Raw genomic sequence first — 15,999 nt, forward strand, 5'->3', positions numbered from 1 at the left:
CACAGCGGAACCGTCCGGGCCACGACGTCGAACCCGTGCCCGATCCACGGTTGGCCGGCGCCGCCCGGGTCCGCAGCCGGGGCGGGGCGGTTTTCCGGTTTCAGGGGGTGACGACGGCGAAGTCCGGGTCGGGGGCGGCGAGGTGGCCGAGGAGTTCGGTCAGTCTGCCGGCGTCGCCGGTGACCTTGACGTCGTCGCGTGCGGCCAGGGCGGCGGGCGGGAGGGTGCCGAGCAGGACGGCCCGCAGGTCGGTCCTGGCGAGGGTGAACTCGACGTCCGGGGTGGAGCCGGTTCCGGTGCCGTGGGTCAGGACGCCGTTGCGCAGCCGCATGGTCACCGGATCCCCGTCCTTGACGTTCCAGCGGACGGTGATGTCGGCGTCCCAACTGGCCGGTCCGTCCACCCGGATGGCGAGGGCGTCGAAGAGCTGCTCCAGGGTGAGCGCCGCCAGCACGTCGGGGGAGGCCGTGACGGTGGGCGTACCGATCGGCCCGTTGCGCAGCTCGTAGGCGCCCATCAGGTAGAAGTTGCGCCAGGTGCCGTTCTCGCTGCCGTAGCCGAGCTGTTCCAGGGCGTCGGCCTGCAGCTCGCGGGCCTCGGCGTTCTCCGGGTCGGCGAACACGACGTGCCCGACGACCTGGGCCACCCAGCGGAAGTCGCCGTCGGCGTACGACCGGCGGGCGCGGCGCAGGACCTCTTCGGCGCCGCCCATGAACCCGACGTAGCGCCGGGCGGCCTCGACCGGCGGGTGCTCCCACAGGCGGGCCGGGTTGCCGTCGAACCAGCCCAGGTACCGCTGGTAGATCGCCTTGGTGTTGTGGCTGACGGAGCCGTAGTAGCCGTGGGTGTGCCAGGCCCGCTCCAGCGCCGGGGGCATCTCCATCCGCTCGGCGATCTCCGGACCGGTCAGGCCCTGGTTGAGCATGCGCAGGGTCTGGTCGTGGAGGTAGGCGTAGAGGTCGCGCTGCTCGGACAGGAACTCCCCTACGCGCTCCCGGCCCCAGACGGGCCAGTGGTGGGAGGCGAAGGCGACGTCCGAGGCGGATGCGAAGAGGTCGACGGCCTCGGTCAGGTAGCGGGCCCACACCCGGGGGTTGCGGACCTGGGCGCCGCGCAGGGTGAGCAGGTTGTGCTGGTTGTGGGTGGCGTTCTCGGCCATGCACAGGGCCGCGTGGTCGGGGAAGTGGATGTTCAGCTCGGCCGGGGCCTCGGTGCCGGGGGTGAGCTGGAAGACCATGCGGATACCGTCGACGGTCTCCGTCTGCCCGGTGCGGTTGATGTGCCTGGTGGGCGGGATCAGGGTGACAGCGCCGGTGGAGGTGGTCTGCCCGAGGCCCGCGCCGATCTGCCCGCGCTCCCCCTTCGGCAGGGCGGCGCCGTACATGTAGGCGGCGCGGCGGCTCATCGCCGTACCGGCGTAGACGTTCTCGCTGACCGCGTGCCGCAGGAAGCCGTGGGGAGCGAACACGGGGACGCCGGCCGCCACGTCCTCGTCGGTGATGACACCCCGTACGCCGCCGAAGTGGTCGACGTGGCTGTGCGTGTAGAGCACGGCGCTCACGGGGCGCTCGCCGCGGTGGGCGCGGTACAGGGCGAGGGCGGCGGCCGCGGTCTCCGCGCACAGCAGGGGGTCGATGACGAGGACGCCCCGCTCGCCCTCCACGACGGTCATGTTGGACAGGTCGAAACCGCGCACCTGGTAGATGCCCTCGGTCACCTCGAACAGCCCGTGGTCCGAGCACAGCCGGCTCTGCCGCCACAGGCTCGGATTGGCGGTCGCCGGGCACTCCCGGTCCAGGAAGCCGTAGGAGCCGAGGTCCCACACCACCCGTCCTTCGGCGTCCTTGACGACGCTCTCCGCGGCGGTGCCGAGGAAACCGCGCCGCGCGTCCTCCAGGTCCCGGGTGTCGTCGAACGGGAAACGCCGCCGAACCGCCTCGTTGGCCTCGGCGACACTCGGCTGCGCGGGCTTGGCTTCGGTGCTCTGGGACATCTGGGCTCCCTCGCTGCTGCCTGGCCGCCTGACCGCCTGGCCGACGTCACGGAGGACGGGGCCGGCGGGGCTACTGACAGCCTCGCCCGGTGCCTGTGAGCGAACGAGCGGATGTCCGCCGCACGGGTGAAAGAGGCGCGCGCCACGGTGTCGCGCCCACATCGCGTGGCCCTCCGCACCCGGGGCAGTAGCTCGGTGGCCGTATGCGACCGCGAGGGCCGCCGCGTCGATCGGCCTCGCAAGGCGCCGTGGCCGGGCGTGTGCGCCGGTGGCTCGGCGGGCTCGGAGGGCGGCGGCCGCTCACTGGCGCAGCGGCTCGGGCTGGGCGCTGAGCAGGTGGCGGAGCAGGGGCAGGGCAGCGGCGGCGGTGGCGGCCTGGTCTGTGATCAAGTGGGTGACGGGGGCGGGTAGGCGCATGCCGTTGCGCGGGATGGCGAGGACCGGCATGCCCGCGGCTGCCGCGGCGCGGATGCCGTTCGGGGAGTCCTCCACGGCCAGGCAGTCGGCGGGCGGGAGGCCCAGCCGGGCGGCGGCATGGAGGTAGGCGTCCGGTGCGGGCTTGCCGCGGGTCACGTCCTCGCCGCAGACGACCACGTTCAGTCGGCTCGTCAGGCCGAGTCCGTCGAGGACGGCGAGGACGAAACGGCGCGGGCTGGCCGTGGCGACGGCGACCGGGCCGTGCCGTTCGGCCTCGCGGACCAGTTCCAGCGCTCCGGGCAGCGCCCGCACCAGGCCGGCGGCGTGGTCGCGGAGCATGGTGGTGGTGCACTCCTCGACGACCTCGGCGGCGTCGGCCGTACCGCCGCACAGGCCGGCGACGTACGACGCCCAGCCGCCGTTTCCGTGGAGTGCGGCGGTGTCCGCGGGGCCCCATCGGTGGCCGTGGCGGGCGGAGAAGGCGGCGCAGGCGCGTGGCCAGCCGTCGGCCGTGTCGATGAGGGTGTCGTCGAGGTCGAAGACGGTCGCCCGGTGTGTCGGGGTCATGCCGGCGTCGGGTCCGTGAGCCGTGGGCGGGCTGGGACTCCAGCCGCCGACACCAGCGGCTGACACCGGCAGGCACGAACGGCAGCGGTCGGTGCCGGACCTCAGCGGGCGATCAACCCGGGCGCGCACCGGATCGAGCGGGGAACCGCGGTGAAGGCGACCGGGCTCGGCGAAGTCGCGCCACGGCCGTTCGGCCCCGGGTCTCGGTGACGTACTAGTTGCTGACGGCGAAACGCATGAGGGCGTGCTCGTCCCCCTGCTTGATCTTGCCGGTCGTGTTGATCACTTCGAGCTTCCAGCTGCCGCCGACCCGTATCGCCTTGGCGACGGCGCAGCCGTTGTCCTGGGTGAGCAGGCTGGGCCAGATGTCGGCGACCTGCTGAGAGCTGCCTCCGGTCGCGTCGTAGACCTTGAAGCTGATGTTGCGCGCCTTCTGGAACGAGCTGCCCTTCTTGTACGCGGCGGCCACGAACACGATCGCTGTGATGTTGGGCGGGATCCGGGCGAACTCGACGGTCACCGTCTCGTCGTCACCGTCCCCGCGGCCGGTCTGGTTGTCGCCGCTGTGGACCAGTGAGCCGTTGCCCATGGGGTCGAGCGAGTCGAGACCCGCGAGGCGCACCGGTTCCCCGCCCTGCAGGGCGATGGCGATCAGGTCGAGGTCGGTGCCGGTCTTGCGGCGCAGCTTGCCCAGCATGCCGCCGCTGCTGCCGGCGGTGGGGTCCCAGGACACCCCGATGGACAGGTGGGTCACTCCGTCCAGGTCGGCCGGGCCGTCTTCCTTGGTGAGCGTGATCATGCCGTGGCTCGTCCTTCTCTCAAAGGGACTACAACACGCAAAGTGTGCCCGGCGCCTTCGCGGTCTCCTGTAAGGGGGCCCATGAGCACGGCGGAATCCCCGGCCCGGTCGCCGTCGCCGCCGTCCTGCCCGAGGTTCCGTCGCATCCGGCCGTCCCGTCAGGACGGCCGGGCCTCCCGGACGACGAGCGGGCCGATGATCGCGTCCAGTTCCGCGTCCGTGAGGGGGCCGCCGCCGGTGCTCAGGCCCTCCCAGCGTTCCATTTCCCGGAGGTGTTCCACGGGGACGTGGTAGGCGCTGAAGAAGTGGGCCATGAGCCGGAAGACCCTGAAGTCCTCCCCTGTCTCCGCCATCTCCCGCATCGCCCAGCGTGCGGCCTCGGAGGCCGGGCGGCCCTCCTCGCCGAGCCGGCGCAGACCGGCCACGATCGCCGTTCGGTCGGTCACTTCCCGGGCACCGCCTTCGCCGCCGCGCACTCGCCGGGCGAGTCCGTGCTTCGCCCCCGCGCAAGAGCCGCGTGATCGTTCTTTGTCACACCTTGATCAGGAGTATCTCCTCGCTTGAACTGCCGTGTCTGTGAGGCGCCTACGATTGGTCGACTTCGGGGGTTCGAGGGGGAGTTGTTGATGCCGCGACGGAGATCGCTCGCTTTCGTCGGTGTGGCCGCGCTGGTACCGCTGGTCGCTTCCGCTGCTTCCGGCGCCGCCGCGCAGGCGGCGTCGGGGTCACTGACCGTCACCACGCTGGGGCGGCACGGCAGCAAGGTCTCGACGACGGTGACGGTCGTCGCCGTGCCGTCCGGCCAGACGTACAGCGTCAAGTCCGGCAAGCGGATCAGCCTGCCGTCGGGGCGCTACATCGCGATGACCGACATCTGGGAGCACGGCACGGAGGGCCTGGGCACGGACACCATCGGCGCGCAGGTCGTCCAGGTGTCGGGCAGCAAGTCGGTGACGCTCGACGCGCGTAAGGGCAAGCTCGTCAAGGTGTCGCTCGACACGCCCGCCGACGTGACCGACCCGCCGCGGATCAGCGCGCAGGTGTGCGCCGCCACCGTCGGCAACATGCCCTCCGCCTTCAGCTCGGGCGGCTGGAACGACGAGGGCGCCCTGTACGCCATCCCGAACTCCTCCAGGCTGCTGCAGTTCGGGTACCTGGCGCAGTGGTCGGGCGACGACGGCTATGTCGCCGTGAAGAACACCACGGGCATCCCCAGCGCGCCCGGTGGGTCGTTCAAGCGGTCGAAGCTGGCGACGATGCACTTCTCGGTACGCGCCGGTACGCAGATGGCCCGGCAGAACGACACCGCGCTCCAGGCGGTACCCAAGGTCGACGACTGCACGACCGACCTGATGGCAGAGGTCCGCGGCGACAGCGCACCGTACAGCGCCACCGTCCATGTGACTCCGGGGACCTGGCAGCCGCGCGACGACATCATCGCGAGCAACGGCGACGACGTCGGCGGCGGTTTCCCCAAGGTGCGGACGTTGACGGCTGGGCAGAGCGTCACCCAGTCCTTCGGGCGGGCCGCGTGGAGTCCACTGCACTACCTGCCCCTGCTCGGGCAGAAGTCCGTCACCTTCCTTCCGGACGCCCTGATCGGCGACCCCGACGTCGGCGGCGTCTGGGCCGACCCGACGAAGGAGACGGTGGTCCTGTCCAAGGGAAGCACCACCGTCAAGAAGAAGACACTGACCAACTGGGGTACCGGGGACGCCGAGTTCGAGGCCGGCATCCGCTCCGCCGGTTGGTATCGCCTGACCGTCGACGCCCACCGCTACCGCCCGGGCATCACCTTCCCGGCCGGCATGCTGTCGTCGCGGGCCACCCTCGACTGGCACTTCAAGGTGACCGACCCGGCCAAGGCGATGGTCGCGCCGGTCTTCCTGACCCGCTTCCTGCCCACCGGGCTGAACAGCCACAACCAGGCCGCGCCGAACGGCACCACGACGGTCCAGGTGAGCGCCGGGCGTGGCTCCCAGGGTCCCGACACGAAGCTCACCAAGGTGACCGCCAAGTCCGTCCGGGTCTGGTCCTCCGCCGACGGCGGCAAGACCTGGAAGGCGGCGACCGTCAAGCACTCCGGATCGACCTGGCAGGCGACCGTCCACAACCCGGCCTCCGGCGCCGTCGCCCTGCGCTCGGAGGTGACGGACGCCGCCGGGGACAGCTCGGTGGAGACGGTGTACCGGGCGTACGCGATCGGCTGAGGCCGTTCCCCCTGCCGACCTGCCGACCTGATGGCCCCGCTCCCGGGTGAAACCCCGGGCCCAGGTCGGCGGCCCGGGGTTTCGCCGGTGGTCAGAGGCCCTGGGTGAGGGAGGCGGCGTCGGGGACCTGGACGGCCGCGGGGGCGGTGCGGGGGATGAGGCCGAGGATCTGGGCGACGACGTACTGCGCCGACATCATGGCCCCTTCCTGCCAGCCGGGGAGCGGTGACGCCTGGTCACCGACGACGTAGAAGCGGCCGTCGCCCTCGGGTTCCAGGAGCTGCTTGTAGGCGGACTCGTGAGCGGGGTCGGACGGGTCCCAGTCGGCCCATCCGCCCAGCTGGTGCGGCACCTTGTGCCAGGCGACGGTGACCCCCAGCTCCTGGGGCACGGTGTTCCGCTCCAGGAACTCGCGGTGCAGCTGTGCCCCGCCGTCCCGGGCGAGACGCAGCCGCTCGCCGGGGGCCAGGTCGCCCATCTCCTCGGCGTGCCCGGCGAAGTTGTACGCCCCGGTGAGGGTGCCCGACCCGGAGAAGTAGTCGTTGGAGGGGTACCAGAACTGGGTGATGGGATGGTCGGTCCAGCTGATGCCCCCGTAGATCTGGTTGTGGTCGTCCTCCCAGAACCGCCGGTTGGCCTGCCAGCCGACCTTGCAGGTCGGCGCGTACTCCACCGCCTCCACGGCGTTCTCGAAATCCTGGGAGAAGCCGCTCAGCGCGAGCTGCTTCAGCACCGGGAGCGGGATGTTGCTCACGCAGTAGTCGGCCGTCGCCGTCAGGTCCCGGCCGCCCGAGCGGTAGGTGACCGCGACCCCCTCGCCCGTCAGGTCGACCGCGATGACCTCGGCCTTGAGCTGGACGGTCACGTCGTACTCGGTGACGATCCGTTCGGTGAGGGCGTGGACGATCTTGTCCATGCCGCCGACCGGCTGGAACATCGTGGCCTGCCAGAGGTAGTCCACCGGCTGGTAGAAGCGGTACTTCCAGAACTCCGAGGACACCAACTCGGCCAGGCTCAACGGGAGTGCGGGCTTCGGGAAGTCCTGGACGTCGAGTGGTTCGCCGTAGCCGGAGCGGGTGGAGCCGTGGTACTCGCCGTCCTCGTCCAGGTCCCCGAACCTGCGCAGCAGGTCCCGCAGCAGGCCGGTGGACTCGTCGCTCCCGGTCAGGGTGGCGGACAGTAACGCGGCGAGGTGGCCGCGGGTGTCGTTGGCGACGCGCCGGTTGCGCCAGGGGGCGCCGAGGGGGGTGTGGCCCGCGCGGTGCAGGACGTTCGCCGTGGTTTCCATGACGTACGGCTCCAGGGGCACCCCGAGGTCGGTGCAGTACTTGAGGACCCGGCGGTGGTGGTACGGGATACGGCCGGGGCCGAGGTTGAGGTACAGGCCCGTGTCGAAGTCGCAGGTGTGGGTCAGTACCGGGTCGCCGCCCCCGCCGTCGAGTTCGTAGAGCCTGTCGCCCTTGCGGGCGGTGCGGTTGCGGCCGCCGGTGCGGGGCTGGGGTTCGAGGACCGTGCACCGGTAGCCCAGCCTGCCCAGTTCGTAGGCCGTGGTGAGTCCGCCGACCCCCGCACCGAGGATCAGTACCGACTTCTCCGCGCCGGCCGCCGCGCGTGGCGCGGCGGCGAAGTCCGGCGTGGCTCCCGTGCCGGAACTCAGCGGGCCGCCGAGGCCGGACATCGCCTGGTGGAGGGCCTGTGCGGACAGGTGGGTGGACGTGCTTGTGCTCATGGCTGACCTCTCGGGTCGGACGGACGGGACGGCGCCGCTCCTGGTTCGCCCGGCGGGCCGGTGGCTCTGTGCGTGAGGGGGGCGACGTCCTGTGGATCGGCCGTGGGACGGCCCGGGGGACGTGGGCCCTGGCTCATGAGTGCCGTGCGCGTTTCGAGTGCGGGCCTGCGCAGGGGGTCTTTCCCGGGCCCGTCGGGGCGGACGCCGCCCGTCCGGGCGAGCGCGCGGGACCGAAGTTGACGCGTGGGCGGCGTACGCCCGCGACCGGAACGCGGGAGGGACGCGGGAGGGGCGCGTGAGGGACGCGGGAGGGGCGCGCGTACGGCCGTGGCCAGGGGGTTGCCTCCCGGTCCGGCCGTCACCCGAATGGCGGAACAGGAGCGTCGTGGGTGCGGCGCCGGAGCCACCCTGAGCAGGGGGGTCCGATCCTGCTTCCGCGAGAAGGGGTTACGTCATGGCGACCACGCCGAACAGAACGCAGGCGAAGGCCGTTGCGGTGGCCGAGGAAGCCCGCCGGGAGGCGACACCCGGCGGGCCGTCCGAGCTGACCGGTGCCGTCCGGCACCGCACGGACGGAGGTACCACCCAGTACGGCCTGTACCTGCGGTGGCGCATCGGCGAGAACGGCCCGGACTCCTCGGGGTCGGACTGGCCCCCGCCGGGTGACTGGAACGGGGGCGCCGCTCCGTATCCGCACAAGTACGAGGTCTGGATCGACGGTGAACCCGTCCAGACGGCGTTCCTGTACTGGCGCAGCTGGAACTGGTGGGCCGCGAACACCCTGTGGGTGCGTCTGGGAAGCGAGCCCGGCGCCGCCTACCGGGTCAGGATCCGTGCCGAGGTCGACGGTACGTGGTCGGGATTCACGAACGAGGTGACGGTGCGCACCGCCGACGCCGAGCCCTGGCGGGCACCGGCGCCCGGCCGCACCGGTACGACGGCCGACGCGCCGGACGGCGCGGGCGCTGAGCCGATGCACGGCAACGTGTCCCATCCGAAGAGCCGTGCCTACTGGACGTACAAGGAGAACGACACCTCTCCCGTCTGCGTCCGGGCCCGCGAGGTGAACACCACCGACTGGTGGGAGGCCACCGGGCCCAGTGCCGAGCAGTACCAGGAGAGCTATCCGTGGAACCACGAAGGCGCCTACCTGGAGTACGTGAAGTTCTTCGCGCCGGGCAGGGTGGCCTCGTGCAGTAACCCCGCCTACGCCGGGTTCGACCTGGACCTGAGCGACGGCCACGGCGACTGGCCGGTGACGGAACTCCCGCGTGAGGCCGAGGAGTACACGTTCGACTACCACTACGCCGCGCACCATCAGGGCGAGAGCTGGACCCATGAGTGGTTCATCACCAGGGAGGGGTGGACGCCCGAGGCCGGACTCAGCTGGGAGGACTTCGAGCAGATCCCGTTCCTGACGGAGCACACCGGTCCGGAACACTCGCACGGCAGCCAGTCCTGGACGTTCTCCGTGCTTCCGCGGCGTTCCGGCCGCGCGGTGATCGCGAACGTGTGGGGCGGCCACGGCGGCCCGGACACGCCCGACGGCGGCAACGGCGGCAAGACCGGCGAGATCTTCATGTCCGTCAGCGACGTGTACTTCGTCTGACCGTCTGTCTGTCCGTCGGTCCGTCGGTCCGTCGGTCCGGACCTTGGGCCGCCACCGGGTGTGGTGGCGGCCCAAGGCGGGAGCGGTCCCCGGACAGCCCCTAGGGCCGGACGAGGAGGACCGAGCGCAGCTTCAGGCGGTCCGTGGCGGGGTTGCCGTGGGGGCGCAGGGTCCAGGAGTCCCCGGTGCAGTCGGGGTTGGTGAACACCACGGCGTATTCGTCGGTGTCGTTGTGCGGGGCGAAGGCGGGCTCGGAGGAGTTCGGGTCGGCGACCTCGGGCAGCGTGATGCACTGGTTGCTCGCCGGGTCGTGCAGGGTGGCGGTGCCGGGCCGGCCGTCGAGGCCGACGTACCGGTAGTGGAAGTCGCCGGTCGCGGCGTAGGCCGGCGAGGTCAGGACGGCTGCGAGAGCGAGGGCTCCGCAGGCGGGGGCGAGGATGTGTCGAAGACGCACGGAGGTTCTCGTTCCATGGGGGGCGCCAGGGGCAAGGTCATCCGGACATCTATCCGGCCCGGACCACGGGCACCCGGTCGACTCCCGGGGAAAGGTTTCCCTCTCACCCGCGGGGAGTACCGCCCCTGATCCGCGCGGCCGTTCGCTGCCCCGGGCGTCGGCACCGTACGGCCGAACCCCGATCCGGCGTCGACGGTGTGCGCCGGCCCCCGGGGCTCACTCCGTCTCGGCCAGCAGGCGCCGTGCCCGGGGCTTCCACAGCCAGGCGGCCGTGTGGTCGGGGGTGTTCAGGGCCAGGCGCCAGGCGCGTACGGCGTCGGCCGGGCGGCCCGCGGCGGACAGGGCCCGGCCGTAGTCGAGGAGGTCACGGGCCATGCCCTCGCTCGGCGGCGGTTCCCGGGCTTCCAGCGCGTCCGCGCCGAGCAGCTCCTCGTAGTGGTCGCAGGCACGGGTCGCCTCACCCCGCAGCAGCGCCAGACGGGCGTCGAAGCGCAGGTGGTACATCGGGTTCTGGGCGCGCCGGATCCAGGGGTCGGCGTCCAGGACGCGCCGCTCCCGCTCGGCCAGCGGCACGTCGCCCTCCAGCAGGGCGAGGTCGAAGAGATGAGCGTGGCAGTTCATCCGGAACCGCTCGGCCATGGAGCCCGCGGGTCGCGGTACGGACCCCAGAAAGGCGTCCATGTCGGTCAGTTCGCGTTCGTAGTCGGCCGCGGACAGCCGGCCCCCGTAGTAGGCGAACTGGTCGGCGATGCTCCGCGACACCCAGGCCGAGACCTCGTTCCCCGCCTCCCGTGCGGCGTCCGCGCTGCGCACCATCAGCTCGTGCGCCGGGCCGATCTCCCCGCGCAGGAACGCCGCGTAGCCCTGGTCGTACAGGTCGGTGGAGCGCTGTGCCGCCGTCGCCGTGTCGTCCCGGGCGAGCTCGGCCAGCAGCGCCTCCGCCTCCGCCACCGCTCCGTTGCGGCGCAGCCGCCCCGCCTGGGTGCGCAGGAACTCGCCGCGTACGTGCGGCACCCGCCGTCCGGGGATGTGCGCGGAGAGGAAGTCGCGGTCGGCGGCGCAGGCCAGGACGGCGGCGTAGAACGCGTCCGCGTCGGTCCGGTAGACCAGCGCGGCGTGCAGCGCGGCGGCGCCCAGCGGCCCGGGGGTGTCGCGCGCCTCGGCCCGCACGGTGTGGGCGGCGACCGCCCGCGCCACCCGGGGGGCCAGGCCGGGGGCGGCCGAGGACAGCACCCGGTGGGCCGCGAGGCAGTCGGTGAACAGGTCGAGGGGGTCCTGCCGGGCGGCCCGGGTGTCGGCGTACGCCGGGTCCTCGATCACGGTCGTGAGGGAGGCGGCGCACGCGGCCAGGGCCGTGGGGTCGGCGGGGCCGCGGGAGTCGTCCGTGCCCGCGTCGAGCCCCGCGTCCAGCGCCGCGATCAGGTGCCCGAGCACGTGCGCGAGGGCGTAGTCGTCCTCGCAGTGCGCCCAGTCGGTGCCGTAGGTGTCCAGGATCCGGTCCGCGATGAGCTGGTTGTGGATCACAGGGTCAACGTAGTAGAGCCACCGGTTTTCGTCGGCGTCGGTTTCCGGACTGGTCAGGAACCGGGTGACGGAGGCGTGGAAGAGGCGCAGGGTGCCGTCGTCCTGGTCGCTCACGACGAGCTGGCGCAGGTCGCGCAGGGCGAGCCGGGCGTCCCTGCGGCGGTCCGCGAGCCCCGCCCAGTGCAGCAGCCGGGCTTCCGGCAGGGGTGCGCGGGCGACGGCCAGGGTGGCCAGCAGCGGGTGCCGGACCTCGTCCCACTCGCCGTCCGTCGCGCGGCCGTGGATCCGGAACAGCAGCTGTTCGTAGAGGCCGTCGAGGTCCGCGGGCAGCCCGTCGGGATAGGTCAGGGCGCGGAGGTCGTCGACGCGGTCGTCCTCCAGGGCGTTGCGGACCGCCCGGACCCAGGAGACGAGGAACAGGAAGTTGCCCGCGGCCCGCCCGGCCACCGCATGCACGGTGTGCCGCGGGTTCACCGCCCGGGAGCGCAGCGCGGCGGCGAACTCCGGGTCCCCGGCGACGGCCTCCGCGTAGGCCCGTACGTCCTCCACCGCCTCGGCCGCGTCCGGGTCGATGCGGATCTCGTGCAGCCGTTCCCCCTGGCCCACCACGATCTCGTGGAGCTTGAAGTGCGGCCGGCTGGTCACCATGATCCGGACGTTCTCCGGCAGTGTGGGGCAGCCGGCCAGCCAGCCGGTGACGGTGTCGGGCCGGAGCCCGGGCGCGCCCGGTTCGTCCAGCTCGTCCAACGCGTCGATGACCACGAGGATCCGGGCGTCCGGGTCCTTCTCCAGCAGCGCCCTCGCGGGGGCGAGGAGTGCCAGCCGCTGCAGGTGCCGCGGGGCCAGCTGCTCGGGATCGGCGTCCAGCCGGTCCACCGCGATCCCCGTCGACCGGCCCTCCAGCCGCCCCACGCGCTGACGGATCCGGATGGACAGGGGCCTGAAGGGGTTCGCGGTGATCCGCCCCGCCTCGAGGGCGGTGTGGCTGCCGCCCTCGGACACCTGGTCGATCTCCGCGTCGATGTCGATCCGCACCGGGGAGTCGTCGAAGAGGTCGGGCCGTAACGCGGCGAGCTGCCTGCCGATGGAGAGCAGCAGGTCGGTCGCGTCACCGCAGGCGTGCGCGACGCGGCTGTCGACCCGCAGGAAGTAGCGGGGGGACAGCCGGTGCCGCTGGGTCATCCAGGCCGCCAGCGCGGACTTGCCCACCCCGGCCGGGCCCGTCACCAGCAGGATCCGGTACGGCGACGGGCCGAAGTGGGCCTCGATCCGCTCCGCCAGCCAGGTCCTGCGGATGAACGGCTCCGTCAGGTGGTGGTCGATCAGGGCGAGGCTGAACAGGTCGTCCGCCGCGGGATCCCCGGACGCGTCGGACCGCTGCGCCGGTACGGTCACTCCGTGTCCTCGCCGTCCTCGCCCGGACCGCCGACGCTGTCCGCCCGGAACCCCACCACCCGGCCCCCCGGGCCGACGTTCTGTCCGCGGATCCTCGTGCTGAACCTGCCGCCGTCCACCCGGCCCACGCTGACGCCGACGACCTCCGCGTTGATCTGCGCGATGTCGATGCTGGTGTCGACGACGGTGCCGGAGGCGGGCCGCTCGCCCTCCTCCGTGACGAACGTGATGCGCTGCCCGTAGACCGCCTCCAGCACCCGCCTGAGCTGGTCGACCCGCTGGAGCAGCTCGACGTCGCCAGGCCGGACGGAGCCCTCGTCGTCGACGAACGGAAAGAGGTCCGTGCGCAGTTGCCGCAGTGCGGCGACGGACTCCGCGAGCGCCGCCTCGTCCAGCCGACGGGTGTCCAGGGTGCCGGTGAACGCCGCCGGGGGGAGCCGTACGACGCCGTCGCCCGGCTCGTCCGTGGCCGCGCCGTCCCCCTCCTGGCGGCTCCGGCGCCGGTCGAGCAGCGCTCTGGCCTGGTCGAACAGGAATCTGATGCCTTCGCTGAGTGCGGTGGTGCCGAGGTCGGCGAGCAGTTCCATACGGCGTCTCCTCCGGGCAGAGGGCACGAACGGTCGCGGCGGCGCTCAGTGTGACATGCCGGCCGGGGCCGGGGCCGGGGGTGTGAGGAGGCGTCTCTGTGACGGTGCGATCACGCCACGGGTGGTTCCTCGGCGCGGACCAGCCCCTGCAGCAGCACGGAGAGGGTGAAGGCGAACCGGTCGTGGCCGGTGCCCGAGGTGAGCTCCCGTGCGTGGGCGACGGTGTGGGGGAACAGGTCGGGCGGCAGCATCCGGAGCCGCTCCGCGATCTCGGCGCGGTCGATCACGCGGCCGTCGGCGTCCGTGCTCTGCCGCCGGGCCGCGGACGCCTCCAGGCAGTAGCCCGTGATGTAGAGGAAGGCCGCGTCGGCGGCCCAGGCCGCCTGCCGGGCGGGCGTGCCGCCGGCGAGCAGGATCGCGAGCAGCCCCTCGCCGACCCGCAGGGTCGCCAGGTCGGCGGGCACCACGGCGAGCGCGGCCTGCGCGACCCCGGGGTAGCGCAGGAACCGGTCGCGCAGCTGTGCGCAGACGTCCATGAACTGGTCCCGCCAGCACGCGGGGTCCGGTGCGGGGAGAGCGACCTGGGAGCACAGCCTGCCGATGAGCAGGTCGCCGAGCTCCGCCCGGTTGCGCACGTGCGCGTACAGCGACGCGGGGCCGGTCCCGAGTCGCGTCGCGACCACGCGCATCGTCAGGTCCTCGAAGCCGCTCTCCTCGACGGCCTCCAGAGCGGCGTCGACGATGCGCTCCACCGTGAGGGGGGTCTTCTCCCGGCCGGGGGCCCGGCGCCCTCCGGTTTCCGGGCCGGTGTTCCCGGCCGCGATGAGTGCCGCCCACTGGTCCCGGGAGATCGCGTCACGCGCCGCACGTCGTCCTGCCATGCCGCCACTCTACTCGTTGACGAACAATGGTCGCCAGTAGAACAATGTTCGTCACCGCTCGGACGGCAGTACCACCCGAAAGGAATCACCATGACGACCTCGGTCTCGATCATCGGCGCCGGCCTCGGCGGACTCACGCTCGCCCGGATCCTGCACCTCCACGGCATCCCCGCCACCGTCTACGAGGCGGAGGACTCCGCGGGCGTCCGCACCCAGGGCGGACAGCTCGACCTCCACGAGGAGGACGGCCAGCTCGCCCTGGAGATGGCCGGGCTCACGGCGGAGTACCGCGCGATCATCCACCGCGGCGGCGGGGCACGACGCGTCGTCGACGAGCGGGGACGCGTCGTCGTCGACCGGCCGGACGACGGCTCGCTGGAGCGGCCGGAGACGCTGCGCGGCGACATCCGCCGGATCCTGCTCGAATCACTGCCGCCCGGCACGGTGCGATGGGGCAGGAAGTTCGTCTCGGCGACCCCCGTCGGCAACGGACGCCACCGGCTGTCGTTCGGGGACGGCTCGACAGCCGTGTCCGACGTCCTCGTGGGCGCCGACGGGGTCTGGTCCCGGGTCCGGGCCCTGGTGTCGGACGAGCGGCCGGTGTACTCGGGCATGAGCTACGTCGACACCTGCCTGCACGACGTCGACAGGGCCCACCCGCGCGTGGCCCGCCTCGTCGGGAACGGCGCCCTGTACGCACTGGTCCCGGGCAAGGGGTTCCTCGCCCACCGCGAAACCGGTGACGTCATCCACACCTACGTCGTGCTGCATCGCCCGATCGAGTGGTTCGACGCTATCGACTTCACCGACGTCCCGGCGGCGAAGGCGCGGGTGGCGGCGGAGTTCGACGGCTGGGCGCCGGAGCTGCTGGCCCTGATCACCGACGGCGGGTCCGCACCCGTTCTGCGCAGCATCCACCAGCTGCCCGACGACCACCGCTGGGACCGGGTCCCCGGCGTCACGCTGCTCGGCGACGCGGCGCACGCGACCGTCCCCGGGGGCGACGGAGCCAATCTCGCGATGCTCGACGGCGCCGAACTCGGCATGGCGATCGCGGCCCACCCCGACGACGTCGAGGAGGCCCTCGCCGACCACGAGAGCAGGATGTCCGCCCGGAGTCAGAAGGCGGCTGCCGCCGCCCACCGGACCATCGAATTCGTCTTCGGCGCCGACGCCCCCGCCGGGGTGGTCAGCCTGTTCTCACAGGACGGGACCGTCTCCGCCTGAACCGGCACGGCACCGCCTGGCACACCGCCTGCCGCCCCGGCTGCGGGCCGGCACCACGGTGCTACAGCTTGGTCATCTTGGTGTACGGGCTCAGGATCCGCATCTGCTTCGAGCCGAAATCCACGAGTGCCGCGGTTCCGTCCTCGATGCCGACGACCCGGCCGAGGCCGTACACGTCGTGGGTTACCTGGTCGCCTACGTCGAAGTGCTTGGGGGCCGGGGCGACCGGGGCCTTGAAGGGACTGGTGGGCAAATGGCGCTTGGGTGCGGCAGGCTTTGTCATCGTCCCCAGTATGGGCCCACGCACCGCGCTGGTGGCTACCCCGCAGTTCGGTGGATTCCGCTCCGGCGGCTGTGAATCTGCCCACCTGTCCGCATACGGGCGGGTGGGGCTGGGCGGTTCGGCTTCGTAGGAGGCCCCGCCGCCCGTACCCTTCGGGGACCAAAGGCGTCAGATGGCGGGCGCCAGATATGGGAGGCAATACCTCGTGCTGATCGCTCAGCGTCCCTCTTTGACCGAAGAGGTCGTGGACGAGTTCCGTTCCCGGTTCGTGATCGAGCCGCTGGAGCCGGGCTTCGGCTACACCCTCGGCAACTCTCTCCGTCG

At 72.3% G+C, this 15,999-nt stretch carries 13 protein-coding genes and 1 pseudogene; 4 read left to right on the forward strand and 10 right to left on the reverse strand.

The window, feature by feature from the left end; translation table 11 throughout:
* Positions 1-100 precede the first annotated feature (100 nt).
* The 4 genes from ACGF5O_RS19355 to ACGF5O_RS19370 all read right to left on the reverse strand — a co-directional run bounded on the left by ACGF5O_RS19355 (position 101) and on the right by ACGF5O_RS19370 (position 4,222).
* A complete protein-coding gene (locus tag ACGF5O_RS19355; protein WP_393811065.1) occupies positions 101-1,993 on the reverse strand; it encodes an alkyl/aryl-sulfatase in 1,893 nt (630 codons plus the stop codon).
* Positions 1,994-2,293: 300 nt separating this feature from the next.
* The gene (locus ACGF5O_RS19360; protein WP_393811066.1) at positions 2,294-2,977 is read right to left on the reverse strand and encodes an HAD family hydrolase; all 684 of its coding nucleotides are present in this window, start codon (positions 2,975-2,977) and stop codon (positions 2,294-2,296) included.
* A 214-nt stretch (positions 2,978-3,191) separates the two neighbouring features.
* A complete protein-coding gene (locus ACGF5O_RS19365; protein WP_393811067.1) occupies positions 3,192-3,776 on the reverse strand; it encodes a TerD family protein in 585 nt (194 codons plus the stop codon).
* 158 nt (positions 3,777-3,934) lie between these two features.
* Positions 3,935-4,222 carry a hypothetical protein gene (locus ACGF5O_RS19370; RefSeq protein WP_393811068.1) on the reverse strand — a complete coding sequence of 96 codons (288 nt, stop codon included), beginning with the start codon at positions 4,220-4,222 and terminating at the stop codon, positions 3,935-3,937.
* Positions 4,223-4,402: 180 nt separating this feature from the next.
* On the opposite strand from ACGF5O_RS19370, the gene ACGF5O_RS19375 reads away from it, so the two are divergent.
* A complete protein-coding gene (locus ACGF5O_RS19375) occupies positions 4,403-5,986 on the forward strand; it encodes a hypothetical protein (RefSeq protein ID WP_393811069.1) in 1,584 nt (527 codons plus the stop codon).
* A gap of 91 nt (positions 5,987-6,077) precedes the next feature.
* Here ACGF5O_RS19375 and ACGF5O_RS19380 read toward each other — a convergent pair whose 3' ends face one another.
* Complete coding sequence (locus ACGF5O_RS19380; RefSeq protein WP_393811070.1) at positions 6,078-7,715, reverse strand: flavin monoamine oxidase family protein; 1,638 nt, start codon at positions 7,713-7,715, stop codon at positions 6,078-6,080.
* Between the two features lie 454 nt (positions 7,716-8,169).
* On the opposite strand from ACGF5O_RS19380, the gene ACGF5O_RS19385 reads away from it, so the two are divergent.
* Positions 8,170-9,324: a lytic polysaccharide monooxygenase gene (locus tag ACGF5O_RS19385; RefSeq protein WP_393811071.1), complete on the forward strand. Its 1,155-nt coding sequence runs from the start codon at positions 8,170-8,172 to the stop codon at positions 9,322-9,324.
* 100 nt (positions 9,325-9,424) lie between these two features.
* Here the strand turns inward: ACGF5O_RS19385 and ACGF5O_RS19390 are convergent, their stop codons facing one another.
* The 4 genes from ACGF5O_RS19390 to ACGF5O_RS19405 form a co-directional block, all read right to left on the reverse strand.
* On the reverse strand, positions 9,425-9,778 hold the full coding sequence (locus tag ACGF5O_RS19390; RefSeq protein WP_393811072.1) for a hypothetical protein: 354 nt from the start codon (positions 9,776-9,778) through the stop codon (positions 9,425-9,427).
* A 216-nt stretch (positions 9,779-9,994) separates the two neighbouring features.
* On the reverse strand, positions 9,995-12,697 hold the full coding sequence (locus ACGF5O_RS19395) for a hypothetical protein (RefSeq protein WP_393811073.1): 2,703 nt from the start codon (positions 12,695-12,697) through the stop codon (positions 9,995-9,997).
* Positions 12,694-13,284 carry a hypothetical protein gene (locus ACGF5O_RS19400; protein WP_393811074.1) on the reverse strand — a complete coding sequence of 197 codons (591 nt, stop codon included), beginning with the start codon at positions 13,282-13,284 and terminating at the stop codon, positions 12,694-12,696. The genes ACGF5O_RS19395 and ACGF5O_RS19400 overlap by 4 nt, the downstream gene beginning before the upstream one ends.
* Before the next feature lie 110 nt (positions 13,285-13,394).
* Positions 13,395-14,165 (reverse strand): TetR/AcrR family transcriptional regulator, encoded by a 771-nt coding sequence (locus ACGF5O_RS19405; RefSeq protein WP_393811075.1) that lies wholly within the window; start codon positions 14,163-14,165, stop codon positions 13,395-13,397.
* 90 nt (positions 14,166-14,255) lie between these two features.
* On the opposite strand from ACGF5O_RS19405, the gene ACGF5O_RS19410 reads away from it, so the two are divergent.
* Positions 14,256-15,392: an FAD-dependent oxidoreductase gene (locus tag ACGF5O_RS19410; RefSeq protein ID WP_393811076.1), complete on the forward strand. Its 1,137-nt coding sequence runs from the start codon at positions 14,256-14,258 to the stop codon at positions 15,390-15,392.
* 61 nt (positions 15,393-15,453) lie between these two features.
* Here the strand turns inward: ACGF5O_RS19410 and ACGF5O_RS19415 are convergent, their stop codons facing one another.
* Positions 15,454-15,675, reverse strand: coding sequence for a hypothetical protein (locus ACGF5O_RS19415; RefSeq protein ID WP_393811077.1), 222 nt, complete (start codon positions 15,673-15,675; stop codon positions 15,454-15,456).
* A gap of 205 nt (positions 15,676-15,880) precedes the next feature.
* Between ACGF5O_RS19415 and ACGF5O_RS19420 the strand changes: the two are divergent.
* A pseudogene (locus tag ACGF5O_RS19420) lies at positions 15,881-15,999 on the forward strand (DNA-directed RNA polymerase subunit alpha); the annotation flags it as partial.

Source organism: Streptomyces sp. NPDC048291 (assembly GCF_043201715.1).
Taxonomy (GTDB): Bacteria; Actinomycetota; Actinomycetes; order Streptomycetales; family Streptomycetaceae; genus Streptomyces.

What these genes read in the sequence shown, in the direction of transcription:
- ACGF5O_RS19355 (WP_393811065.1), bottom strand. Translation starts at nt 1,993, where the DNA reads ATGTCCCAGAGCACCGAAGCCAAGCCCGCGCAGCCGAGTGTCGCCGAG.
- ACGF5O_RS19360 (WP_393811066.1), bottom strand. Translation starts at nt 2,977, where the DNA reads ATGACCCCGACACACCGGGCGACCGTCTTCGACCTCGACGACACCCTC.
- ACGF5O_RS19365 (WP_393811067.1), bottom strand. Translation starts at nt 3,776, where the DNA reads ATGATCACGCTCACCAAGGAAGACGGCCCGGCCGACCTGGACGGAGTG.
- ACGF5O_RS19375 (WP_393811069.1), top strand. Translation starts at nt 4,403, where the DNA reads ATGCCGCGACGGAGATCGCTCGCTTTCGTCGGTGTGGCCGCGCTGGTA.
- ACGF5O_RS19380 (WP_393811070.1), bottom strand. Translation starts at nt 7,715, where the DNA reads ATGAGCACAAGCACGTCCACCCACCTGTCCGCACAGGCCCTCCACCAG.
- ACGF5O_RS19385 (WP_393811071.1), top strand. Translation starts at nt 8,170, where the DNA reads ATGGCGACCACGCCGAACAGAACGCAGGCGAAGGCCGTTGCGGTGGCC.
- ACGF5O_RS19400 (WP_393811074.1), bottom strand. Translation starts at nt 13,284, where the DNA reads ATGGAACTGCTCGCCGACCTCGGCACCACCGCACTCAGCGAAGGCATC.
- ACGF5O_RS19405 (WP_393811075.1), bottom strand. Translation starts at nt 14,165, where the DNA reads ATGGCAGGACGACGTGCGGCGCGTGACGCGATCTCCCGGGACCAGTGG.
- ACGF5O_RS19410 (WP_393811076.1), top strand. Translation starts at nt 14,256, where the DNA reads ATGACGACCTCGGTCTCGATCATCGGCGCCGGCCTCGGCGGACTCACG.
- ACGF5O_RS19415 (WP_393811077.1), bottom strand. Translation starts at nt 15,675, where the DNA reads ATGACAAAGCCTGCCGCACCCAAGCGCCATTTGCCCACCAGTCCCTTC.